This is a genomic window from Rufibacter psychrotolerans (genome assembly GCF_016924645.1).
Lineage (GTDB): Bacteria > Bacteroidota > Bacteroidia > Cytophagales > Hymenobacteraceae > Nibribacter > Nibribacter psychrotolerans.
The window spans coordinates 54,302-66,167 of record NZ_JAFFJV010000005.1 but is presented as its reverse complement, the minus strand read 5'-3'; the positions used below and the strand labels follow the sequence as shown (position 1 = coordinate 66,167).

Annotated in this window: 10 protein-coding genes; 9 read left to right on the top strand and 1 reads right to left on the bottom strand. The window is 50.4% G+C overall.

Going from position 1 to position 11,866, the window contains the following annotated elements:
- Positions 1 to 29 precede the first annotated feature (29 nt).
- Positions 30 to 743, bottom strand: a complete 714-nt coding sequence (locus tag JT718_RS06105; RefSeq protein WP_205501149.1) for a ComF family protein — start codon at positions 741 to 743, stop codon at positions 30 to 32.
- 72 nt (positions 744 to 815) lie between these two features.
- On the opposite strand from JT718_RS06105, the gene JT718_RS06100 reads away from it, so the two are divergent.
- From JT718_RS06100 to JT718_RS06060, 9 genes are all read left to right on the top strand, one after another.
- A complete protein-coding gene (locus JT718_RS06100; RefSeq protein ID WP_205501147.1) occupies positions 816 to 1,172 on the top strand; it encodes a carboxymuconolactone decarboxylase family protein in 357 nt (118 codons plus the stop codon).
- A 236-nt stretch (positions 1,173 to 1,408) separates the two neighbouring features.
- Entirely contained in the window at positions 1,409 to 1,753 is a 345-nt protein-coding gene (locus JT718_RS06095; protein WP_205501145.1) for a hypothetical protein, read from the top strand.
- Positions 1,750 to 2,529, top strand: a complete 780-nt coding sequence (locus JT718_RS06090; protein WP_205501143.1) for an exodeoxyribonuclease III — start codon at positions 1,750 to 1,752, stop codon at positions 2,527 to 2,529. Before JT718_RS06095 ends, JT718_RS06090 begins: the two co-directional genes overlap by 4 nt.
- Positions 2,530 to 2,927: 398 nt before the next feature.
- Positions 2,928 to 6,218: a DUF4175 family protein gene (locus JT718_RS06085; RefSeq protein WP_240336963.1), complete on the top strand. Its 3,291-nt coding sequence runs from the start codon at positions 2,928 to 2,930 to the stop codon at positions 6,216 to 6,218.
- Positions 6,219 to 6,251: 33 nt separating this feature from the next.
- Positions 6,252 to 6,671 (top strand): ATP-binding protein, encoded by a 420-nt coding sequence (locus JT718_RS06080; RefSeq protein WP_205501138.1) that lies wholly within the window; start codon positions 6,252 to 6,254, stop codon positions 6,669 to 6,671.
- A complete protein-coding gene (ybeY, locus tag JT718_RS06075; protein WP_205501136.1) occupies positions 6,652 to 7,083 on the top strand; it encodes an rRNA maturation RNase YbeY in 432 nt (143 codons plus the stop codon). The genes JT718_RS06080 and ybeY overlap by 20 nt, the downstream gene beginning before the upstream one ends.
- A 70-nt stretch (positions 7,084 to 7,153) precedes the next feature.
- Complete coding sequence (gene mnmG / locus JT718_RS06070; protein WP_205501128.1) at positions 7,154 to 9,016, top strand: tRNA uridine-5-carboxymethylaminomethyl(34) synthesis enzyme MnmG; 1,863 nt, start codon at positions 7,154 to 7,156, stop codon at positions 9,014 to 9,016.
- 1 nt (position 9,017) lies between these two features.
- Positions 9,018 to 9,905: a class I SAM-dependent methyltransferase gene (locus JT718_RS06065; protein WP_205501126.1), complete on the top strand. Its 888-nt coding sequence runs from the start codon at positions 9,018 to 9,020 to the stop codon at positions 9,903 to 9,905.
- A gap of 68 nt (positions 9,906 to 9,973) precedes the next feature.
- Positions 9,974 to 11,563 (top strand): Ig-like domain-containing protein, encoded by a 1,590-nt coding sequence (locus tag JT718_RS06060; protein WP_205501123.1) that lies wholly within the window; start codon positions 9,974 to 9,976, stop codon positions 11,561 to 11,563.
- Positions 11,564 to 11,866 lie beyond the last annotated feature (303 nt).

Here is an 11,866-nt window from a genome sequence, read left to right as displayed (position 1 = left end):
AACCGGCCTTCTTTGTTTTATAGCCCCTTTTATAAAGTGTAGGCAATGGATGCCACACTCACGGCCCGAGCCCCATGTTTGAGTAGCAGATCAGCGCATGCCTCCAGAGTAGCACCGGTGGTAATCACATCATCTACCAGCAACACGTGCTTGCCCGTTATTTCCTCTGCCTGCCCAATCGCATACAGTTGCTTCATGGCCTCCCAGCGGGCTTGTCGGTTCTTGGTGGTTTGAGTGCCCTGGCTTTTGTTCTTCCGCAAGGCTTCAGTAGACAAAGGAACAGTTAACGCCTCGGCAATGGCTCGGGCAAATCCTTCCACCTGGTTGTAGCCTCTTTGCCTGCGTTTACTTCGGTGTAAGGGAACGGGCACTACCACTTCTACTTCCTGAAAAGCTTCCTGACTTTTGAGAGCGTCCCCAAACCATCGGCCTAAGGTTTCACCCACCTCTTCCTGTCCTTTGTATTTGAGTTGGTGCAGGAGCCGCTGCACGCGTCCTTTCTCTTGGAACTTGAGGTACGCCACCGCCAGTTGTACCGGAACCCGACCCCAGAAAACCCGGTGCAAAGGGTTGTCAGTAGGGGAGAGGTGGTAATTGGTGTAGGGTAGTTTGATGCGGCAATGACTGCAGATGACCTCTTCGCCTAGGACTAGTTCGCCGGCACAGGCCCGACATTCCTCCGGAAATAACAAGGCCAGGAGGTCATGGTAGAGCGTCCGGAACTCGGTCTGCAGCTGCAACATAAATACTTGCCGTTTATTTGATGTAACTTTGCATACGGGCTAACATCATCCCATTATTAATTCAGCACAACAATGAGCTTAATAAAAGAATTCAACGACTACCGCACCCGCATGAACGAGAAGATCATGGAGGCGGACAATAAAGTGATTAAACGCTTTTTCAACCTTGACACCAATGCTTACGCCGAAGGTGCCCTGGATGTGAAGACCAAAGAGATGCTGGGCCTGGCATGCTCCATGGTGCTTCGCTGCGATGACTGCATCAAATACCACCTGGGCAAATGCTTTGAGTGCGGCCTCTCAGATGAGGAGGTATACGAGGTTTTCGCCATCGCGAATTTGATTGGTGGTTCCATCGTGATTCCGCACTTCCGCAGAGCGGTGGAATACTGGGAAGAACTGAAAACCGAGCAACAAGCGCAACAATAAGGCGTTCTGTTTTGGCCCTGTTTTCCGGTAAACGCTCCTAAAACAAGTTTGCTTTTCCTGTGGATTTCTCAATTAATCGCCTTCAGAAACTAGAAAGTGCCTTTATGCGAAATCTTACTTTAAAGCTTCGTTTTAAGGCTTTTTATAGAGAAACAGGCCAAAAACACTTTTCAAAGTCAGTGGAAAAAGTAGAGTAATCCACTTCTGTTAAGCTGCACTTATCAACACCTACTTAAATGGAGAACGAAGAAGATTTTGATGTACGGTGGGCCGAACTCCGGCAGAACATCAAAAAGATGTTTGGGAAAAAGCCCGATTTGAACGCCATTCTTTTTTTGATTGGTGTGCAGGAACTAGGGCAGGGAGTTAGGGAGTTCACCAAAGAAGAAAAGCAGGACCTCATGCACATTGCCACCTGCAAGCTGCTGAGCTTATCAGGGTACTATGAGTTGGAGGGTCTGGATCAGGAGGGCTGGCCACACTGGAAATCGGTGAAGCCGCTGCCGGCATGCAATCTTAAGGAACAGGAACGCATGCTCAAGTGGCACGCACTGGAGTATTTTGACCAAATGAACAGATGAAAATCATTAGCTATAACGTAAACGGAATCCGATCTGCCATCTCCAAAGGCTTTCTGGATTGGGTAAAAGCCGCCAACCCCGATGTGCTTTGCCTGCAGGAAATCAAAGCCGACGAAACCAAGTTTGACAAAGCCTGCTTTGAGGAACTGGGTTACCACGTGTACATCCATCCGGCTGTGAAGAAGGGCTACAGCGGAGTGGCTATCCTTTCCAAAAAGGAGCCTAAAAACGTGTGCATCGGCTGCGGCATAGAGCAGTATGACCAGGAGGGACGCGTGATTCGGGCCGATTATGACGGCTACTCCGTGTTAAATGTGTACATGCCATCGGGCTCCAGCGGGGAACATCGGCAGTCCTTTAAGATGGAATGGCTCCGCGATTTTCAACAGTACATTCAAGGTTTAAAGGCTACAGTGCCCGGTTTGGTCATTTGCGGCGACTACAACATCTGCCACCAGGCCATTGATATCCACAACCCCAAATCGAACGCGAACAGCTCAGGTTTCCTTCCGGAAGAGCGCAACTGGTTCAGCAGTTTTCTGCAGGACGGCTACATAGACTCGTTCCGTCACTTCAACCCCGAGCCACACCAGTATACCTGGTGGAGCTACCGCGCCAATGTGCGGGCCAAGAACCTGGGCTGGCGTATTGATTACCTGCTGGTGTCTGAGCACCTGAAGCCCTACATGAAACGGGCAGCTATCCTCTCCGAGGCCAAGCACTCAGACCACTGCCCGGTGCTGCTGGAGATGCACCCGGTAGAAGCAGAGGCATAGATTACCCTCATTTTACAAGATTGCGTTTTGGGACTGTTTTGAAGAAAGCAGCCTCAAAACGCATTTCTGTTTTAGTGTTATCAGGTTCCTGCTAAGCTTCTATCAAGGTCTATTCATAGGAAATGAACCCAGCCCGTGGTCTGCATTGGACAATCCCAACGGCAGGCTCTTCCATTTTGAGCCAGATTTCCGGAAAACTTACCAAAAACCGCACTGGTAGGTTCCAAATCAAAGAATTAACAATAAATTAGTAAGGAAAAGAGTTAATACTCTACTGATCAATTACGTATGTAATCAAAGGAAACGGCTGGGAATTCTTCTCCCTTTTGCCTCGTTTCTGGGCTACCTTTCTAATTCTACGTTTTACTATGCGGGCTGCCGGTTCTTTAGACTCAGTTTTGCAGCAGCTTCAGGCGTTTAAGCGCAAATTTTACCTGAACCTGTTGGTCAAAGGCGCATTACTTTCCCTGGGGTTGGTACTGTCTTCTTTCCTGCTCATCACCATTCTGGAGTACTTCTTTTACTTTCAGCCAGAGGTAAGGGCGTTTCTGCTGTTCTCGTTTTTAGCCATCAGTGCGTTTGCCGTGGCTCGTTGGCTCTGGACGCCGCTCATGGCGTTGACCAACCTCAAGAAGCTCCTGTCAGATGAACAGGCGGCCGTACAGGTGTCGCATTATTTCCCCGAGATCCAGGACCGATTGCTGAATTTGCTGCAGTTGAAAAATGTGGCGATGAACAATGATCTGGTGGCCGCCAGTGTGGAACAGCGCTCCGAGGAACTAGCTGGTTACCACTTCCCGGAGCGGATTAAGCTCACCCAGAACCGATCTTACTTCAAATATGTGCTGCTGCCCTTAGCGCTGGTACTGGTGTTGGCGTTCATTTACCCCACGCTTTTTGTGCAGGGTACCGAGCGGATCATCCACTTCAAGCGGCATTACGCGCCCAAAGCGCCGTTCCAGTTTGTAATACAGAACCCGTCTCTGCAGGCATTCAAAGGTGAGGATTTCCAGCTGAAGGTGAACATTGAAGGCAGCTCCGTGCCTGAGGAAGTGTCTCTGGTGATTGATGGTCGGGTTATTCCTTTGAAAAAGCTGGACGAGCAGACCTACGTCTACGATTTCCAGCAGGTGCAGGAATCCGTGGATTTCCAGCTCACCGGCGCAGGCTTTTTCTCGGAGGAAAACCATTTATCGGTGGTGGCCCGGCCTATGCTTCGGCAGTTAAGAGCTGAGCTGAAATACCCCGCTTATACTAAAAAGCCCGCCGAAACGCTGGACAACACCGGTGATCTCACCATTCCGGAAGGCACCCAGGTTACCTGGCGCCTGGCTGCGGACAACGCAGATTCGCTCTGGCTCCGTTTCAACGCTCCTGTGCAGACGGTAAAAGCCCAGTCAGAAGATGAAGAGTACGTAGTGCGTAAAACGTTTCTGCAGAGCCAAGGCTATAGCATGCACCTAAAGAACCGCTACTCAGAAAATAAAGAACAGATCTCGCATCAGATTACCGTTATTCCAGACCGTGCTCCAGAGATTACCCTAGAGCAGTTCCGTGACTCGGTGCTGTACTCGTACTTGGTGGTGGGAGGAACCATCTCAGATGACTATGGCTTCAGCCGTCTAGCGCTGCATTACCGTGTACTTAAAGGCAACAAACCCACCAGCGGGTACAAGGCCGTGGCTATTCCGTTCAGCGGCAACCTGGCTACACAATCGTATTTCCGGCAGCTCAACCTGAAACCGTTCAACCTACAGCCCGGCGATAAGCTGGAGTACTACGTGCAGGTCACCGATAATGACCAGGTGCCCCAGCCGAAGAGCGCCCGTACCTCCACCTTCATCTTCAAGTATCCAGATCCGGCGGAATTGCAGAAATCCATTGAGGAAACGTCTAAGCAGGTGCAGTCTCAGATGAAGTCTTCGCTCACCAAAGCCGAGGAATTGCAGAAATCACTGGAGCAGAACGAAGAGAAGACCAAGCTGAAGAAAGAACTGTCTTACCAGGATAAAAAAGCGCTGCAGGAGCTGGCCGAGAAGAAAAAAGCCCTTCAGGAAGAACTAGCCGAGCTGCAGAAAATGAATGATCAGCTGAACCAACAGCAGGAGCGTTTTTCGCCCGAAAACGAGAAACTAGCCGAAAAACGCGATCAGTTGAAGAAGATGATGGACCAACTGCTGGACGAGGAAACCAAGAAGCTGTACGAGCAACTGGAGAAACTCTTGGAGCAAAAGCAGCCTCGGCCTGAGCAGATTCAGCCGCTACTAGACAAACTGAACAACAAAGAAGAGAACCTGCAGAAAGAATTAGACCGCCTGCTGGAGATGTTCAAGCAACTGCAGGTGGAGCAGAAACTGGAAGACGCCAAGCAAAAACTGGATGAACTAGCCAAGAAACAGGAAGACCTGGCCAACAAAACCGACGAGCAGAACAACAAGCCAGATCAAAGCCTGCAGCAGGAGCAAAAGAACCTTCAGGAAGAATTCAAGCAGATGCAGGAAGACCTGAAGGAAACCGAGAAGATGAACGAGCAACTGGAGAACCCAGAGGACATGCCTGACACTGAGAAACTGGAAGAGCAGATAGAGCAGGAGCAGGAGAATGCCCAGGAGTCTATGCAGAAAGGCCAGAACAAGAAAGCCAGCCAACAGCAAAAATCGGCGGCTCAGAAAATGCAGCAGATGTCTCAGCAGATGGAAAGCCAGGAAATGGAAGGTGACATGCAACAGGCCCAGCAAAACCTGGATCACCTGCGCGACATTCTGGAGAACCTGGTAACGCTGTCCTTTGACCAGGAGAAGCTCATGAAAGACTTCCGGAATGTGCAGCAGAGCGACCCTCGCTTCATTGGCCTGGCCCAGCAGCAGGTGAAACTTTCAGATGACGCCAAGATCATTGAAGACAGCCTGCTCTCGCTGGCCAAACGCGTGCCGCAGATTCAGTCGTTCGTGACCCGGGAGGTAGGCACCATGGAAGAGGAGATGAACAAAAGCTCTGAGTCCATCAAAGACCGCAACCTGTCTAAAACCGGCACGCACCAGCAAATGGCCATGACTTCCATGAACAACCTGGCCCTGATGTTGAGCGATGTGCAGCAGCAGATGCAGCAGGCCATGATGGCTATGCAGCAGAGCGGCCCGGGTAAGAAGAAAGGCAAAGGCAAGAACGGTAAAAACCAACCGGGTGCCTTGGGCCAGATGCAACAGCAACTGAACGAACAAATCCAGCAGCTCCAGAAAAGCGGCCAGAGCGGCAAAGAACTCTCTGAGTCGTTAGCCCGTTTAGCCGCTCAGCAGGAAATGCTCCGGAACGCCATGAAAGAACTGGCACCTTCGCCTACCCAACCCGGCGGGAAAGAAGGAGGGGAGAAACTCAGTAATTTGAGCAAACTGATGGAACAAACCGAAACTGATCTCGTTAATAAACGTCTTACGGAGCAGACCATGATGCGCCAGAAAGAGATTCTGACGCGTCTGCTGCAGGCAGAAAAGGCCGCCAATGAACGTGATCTGGACGAGAAAAGAGAGGCAAATACCGCCAGGGAATTGCCCGCCCGCATCCCGCCATCGCTTCAGAAGTACCAGGAACGCCAGAAACAGCAGACCGAAACGCTTCGTCAGAACCTACCTGCTTTAACACCTTATTATAAAAAGCAAGTAGATGCTTATTTTAAGCGATTAGGTTATTAGATTTGCAGACATTTCAGATATAGTAAACATATTATGAATCAAGTAAAAATTCAGATTCCTTCTATCATTGAGAATATCAGAATCGTGGAGAGCTTCATTGACAACTCCCGTGAGAAATTCCAGATTGAAGATGACATCTATGGTAATATCATGGTTGCCGTGACGGAATCTGTGAACAACGCCATCAGACACGGCAACAAGTTTGATAAGGATAAGAATGTTTATCTTTCTCTTTTTGTAGAACCCAACAAGCTCCGGTTTGAAGTGCAGGATGAAGGCAACGGTTTTGACCCAGAATCTTTGACAGACCCAACCGCTCCTGAGAACCTGGAGAACCCCGGCGGCCGCGGCATCTTCTTAATGCGCAACTTGTGCGACGACGTTACCTTCAGCAATGATGGCCGTACCGTCTCTTTAACCTTTAATATAGAGAATGCAGGAACTACCCATTGAGTTCTTTACCGAGGAGGTAGACTTTGAGGTAAAGAACGAAGCGAAAGTCAAAGCGTGGCTTTCACAAATAATTTCGAATTATGACTTCGAATTAGAATCTTTAAACTACATTTTTTGTTCCGATGAATATCTTCATCAGATGAATGTAGAATACCTGGAGCATGATACGCTCACTGATGTCATCACCTTTGATAATTCCGACTTTGAAGGAGTTATTGAAGGTGATGTTTTTATTAGTATTGACCGGATCGTGGATAACGCGGCAACTTTCAACATTACCCCCGAAGAGGAGCTTCACAGGGTCATGGCGCACGGGTTGCTCCATTTGCTTGGTTTTGAAGACAAAACACCTGAAAAACAAGCTTTGATGCGTTCCAAAGAAAATGAGTGTCTAAAACTCCTGCAGTTGTAAACACTAGTTTCTGTAGTTTTACCTCACTTATCAACAATGTTTCACGTGAAACACCACATTAATCCACACTATGTTCACAAGTTATGATGTAATAGTAGTAGGGGCGGGCCATGCCGGATGTGAAGCAGCACATGCGGCCGCCACCATGGGATCGAAGGTATTGCTCGTAACCATGAACATGAACACCATTGCCCAGATGTCCTGCAACCCAGCCATGGGCGGAGTGGCCAAAGGGCAGATCGTAAGAGAAGTTGATGCCCTGGGTGGCATGAGCGGTATCATTACGGACAAAACCATGATCCAGTTCCGGATGCTGAACATGTCCAAAGGTCCGGCCATGTGGAGCCCCCGTGCCCAGAGTGACCGTATGCGTTTCGCTGAGGAATGGAGAATGGCCCTGGAGCAAACACCCAACATAGATTTCTGGCAGGAGATGGTGTCTGAGATCTTAGTAGAAGACGGTAGAGCAGTAGGCGTGAAGACCAGCCTGGGCATTGAGATCAGAGCCAAAGCCGTAGTCTTGACGAACGGTACCTTCCTGAACGGCATCATCCATATTGGCGAGAAAAAATTGGGCGGCGGCAGAGCCGCCGAAAAATCTGCGAAAGGCATTACGGAACAATTGGTGCAGTTAGGCTTTGAAGCCGGCCGTATGAAAACCGGAACGCCGCCGCGTGTAGACGGCCGCAGCCTGAACTATGAAGCCATGGAAGAGCAGAAGGGCGATGAGAACCCGTCCAAGTTCTCCTACACCGATACGCCGGCGCTTACCAAACAACGGAGCTGCTACATCACCTATACCAACTCCAAAGTTCACGAGATCCTGAAAACCGGGTTTGAGAAATCGCCCATGTTCCAGGGAAGAATCCAGGGCTTGGGTCCGCGTTACTGCCCGTCCATTGAAGACAAGATCAATCGTTTCGCGGAGCGCGACCGTCACCAGATCTTCGTGGAACCGGAAGGATGGAGCACCGTGGAAGTGTACGTGAATGGGTTCTCCAGCTCGTTGCCCGAGGATGTACAGTTCAAAGCGCTGCGGGAAATCCCCGGATTTGAGAACGCGAAGATGTTCCGCCCCGGTTACGCCATTGAATACGATTTCTTCCCACCCACCCAATTGAACCTGACGCTGGAGACGAAGTTGGTGGAAAACCTCTATTTTGCAGGGCAGATCAACGGGACCACCGGATACGAAGAAGCCGCTTGTCAAGGCCTTATGGCAGGAATTAACGCCCATAATAAGGTGCATAACTCAGAACCGTTTGTCTTGAAAAGATCAGAGGCATACATAGGCGTTTTAATTGATGACCTGGTGAATAAAGGGACCAACGAGCCTTACCGCATGTTTACTTCCCGTGCCGAACACCGCATTTTGTTGCGCCAGGACAACGCCGATCTTCGTCTTACTGAGAAAGGCTACCAATTGGGTCTGGCTTCTGAGGAACGTCTGCAGAAAGTGAACCGCAAGAAACAGGAAACGCAGGAAGTCTTGACGTACCTGCAGCAGAAAGGGATTGAGCCGGAAGAAGTGAACGCCACGTTGCTTTCTTTAGACTCAGCGCCTATCAGCGAGCGGGCTAAAGCCGGCAATCTTTTGAAGCGCCCCAACGTGGAACTGGAGCACTTGCTGGAATCATCAGAAAGTCTGAAGCTGTACCTGAGCAAATATTTGCCGGAGAGTTTAGAGCAAGCGGTTATCTTGCTGAAGTACGCCAGCTATATTGAGAAAGAACACCAGATGGCCTCTAAAATGGAGGAGCTGGAAAATTACCGCATTAAAGACCGGTTGGACTACAAAGCCATCACGGCGCTTTCTAATGAAGCCCGCGAGAAATTGCTGAAAATCCAGCCAGAAACATTAGGACAAGCATCGCGCATCAGTGGCGTATCTCCCGCAGATATCTCCATCCTGATGGTATACTTAGGAAAATAGAATGAGCTACGAACGGCTAGACCATTGCCCCATTTGTTCCAAAACAGAGTTTAAGAATTTTCTAGTAGTACAAGACAAAAGCGTAAGCCAGGAGAGCTTTGTGATTGTGCAGTGCAACCACTGCCAGCTCAAGTTCACCAACCCACGCCCGGATGAAGGAAGCATAGGCCCGTACTATGCTTCCGAGGGCTACATTTCCCACTCAGACACCAGCAAAGGTCTGCTGAACAAAACCTACCGTTTGGTCAGATCCATGGCGGTGAAGAACAAAGTGGAACTGGTGAACCGTCTGGGCCCTAAAGGCAAAATCCTGGACTACGGCAGCGGGGTGGGGTACTTTCTGCAGGCCTGCCAGAAAGATGGCTGGCAAGTGGAAGGTTTTGAGCCCAACCAAGCCGCCCGGCAGCAGACGGAAGAAAAGATAGGCAAACCGCTGTTTCAGGGTTCTTTGGAGAATTTGGGCCAGGAAACGTTTGACGTGATCACCCTATGGCACGTGCTGGAGCATGTGCATACGCTCAATGAAACGCTCAAGGCATTGGTGAACGCCACCAAAACCGGCGGCCACGTGGTCATAGCCGTCCCCAACGCCGATTCCTACGATGCCAAGAAGTACGGAGCAGATTGGGCCGCCTATGACGTACCGCGGCATCTGTACCACTTCAACAAAGCCAGCATGCAGCGGCTTCTGAAAAAACACCGGCTGCAGCTGAAAGAAGTGTTGCCCATGAAGTGGGACGCCTATTACGTGAGCATCCTGAGTGAGAAGTACAAACACGGACAAACCAAGATGCTGGACTCGTTCTTCACGGGTTTCAGGTCTAACCTCCACGGCTCACAGAATGATAATTCCTATTCCAGTCAGATCTTCATAGCAAGGAAAAATTAAACCCACACACTAAGAGTAATGACCTTATAGTTTGACACTATAAGGTCATTTCCATTTTAAAGCCAAAAATGAAAAATCAGCTTAAAAACGCCTTCACCGCCGTTGCCTTGTTCCTGTGCGGATGCGCCAGCATCAGTAGCCCCGAAGGAGGAGAGAAAGACATCACCGCTCCAAAACTGGTTACCGCCTATCCCAGAAACGGGCAAACTAACGTAAAACCAGAAACCATCATCTTAACCTTTGATGAAGCCATCCAGACCGTGGATCTCACGCGGCAGCTCATCATTGCGCCGTTCACTGACAATACCTACAAAAGCCGGGTCAAAGACAAAACCGTGGAACTCACGTTCAGTGAGCCCTGGGAAGAGAACACCACCTACAGCCTTAACTTCCGAAACAGCCTGGCCGACATCACGGAGAAAAACCCTGCCAAGAACGTGGTCATTACCTTCAGTACCGGCCCGCTGTTAGATTCTGGTCGGGTGAGCGGGAAAGTGACCCAGCTGTTCAGCAACACGCCGCCTAAGGAAGTAAACGTACTGCTGTACCCCACCAACGACACTTCACAGGTGACCAAAGGCCGGCCGCTGTACGTGACCAACACCGACTCCACGGGGAACTTTGAGTTCAGAAACATCAAGGAAGGCAACTACTACATCTACGGCTTAACCGAGGCCAACAACAACCTGCGCTACGACAACGAGAAGGAGAACATCGCCTATACGCCAGACTCCATCCAGGTGCGGCCGACGGTAGAGAACATCCAGCTGCAGCTGCACACCCAGGATGTGACCCGGCCTAACGTAGTTTCGCGCCGCAGTTTCCTGAACGTGTATGAGGTGGAGTACAACGAGGGCATCACCACCGCCAACGTAACCTCCCCAGACAATAGCAGAAACATCAGATGGCTGATTGGCAACAACGGCAAAACCCTGCGCCTATTCCCAAGCAGCCCCGAAGAGAAACGCTGGCTAGTGCAGGTGCAGGACAGCGCCAGCAACCCGCGGGTAGACACCATAGCCGTGCGCCTCAGCGGCAACGCCGCCCCCCGTAAAAACAACTCGTATACCGTGGTCAACGGCTCCACCCTCAGGCCCGGAGAGCCCATCACCCTGCAGTTTGAGGTGCCCACCAAAGTGCTGAACCCGGAGGGCGCCTTTACCCTGCTGTTAGACTCGGTCACTACCGTCACCACCAAAGACACCGCGCAGCTACGCTTTAACCAGGAAGCCACCCAAATTACTTTGAACCTGCCGCTGCCGGCCAAGAAAGACATTACCCTGCAGATGGACACCACCAAGGTGGTACCGTTCATTGGCGCACCCTACACCAGCCAGACGCAAAAACTGGAAATCAGTGACAAGGCCGTGGCCGGCAGCCTCAAAGTGAACCTGGCCACCGAGCAGAAGAACTTCATTGTGCAGCTCCTGCGGCAGAACACGGTGGTGAAGGAAGTCAAAAACAAGAAGACCATCTTGTGGGACAACCTGGCTCCCGGCAACTACCAGATCAGGATTCTGGTAGACGAAAACGGCAACGGCAAGTGGGACACCGGCTCCCTCAAAGACCGTAAACTGCCCGAGCCAGTGGTGCTTCCCGTGGATAATTGGGAAGTAAGAACGAATTGGGACATTGAAACCCAGGAAATCAGGTTTTAGGTGGATACGGCGTGGATAACTGTGGAGAAAACTCTTGATAAAAGAACCCCAATCCTGAAAATCCAGAACGCGGGACCAGAAATTCAACCGTCTGGAGCCTCCATTGTGGGCGAGGGTGCATAAAATCAGAAGTTATCAGAAGTTATCAACCTGGGTATAAACGTGGGGCTGTTTCAGGCCCGTTTTGTGTGCAGAAGTGGAAATCTGAGATAAGTGATTGAAACTGACTAAAAAAGAATCCACACGCGCTTGCGAATAAAGTTGGGTACTTTGAGGATATATGAGCCCGCCGGGGAAAACCTG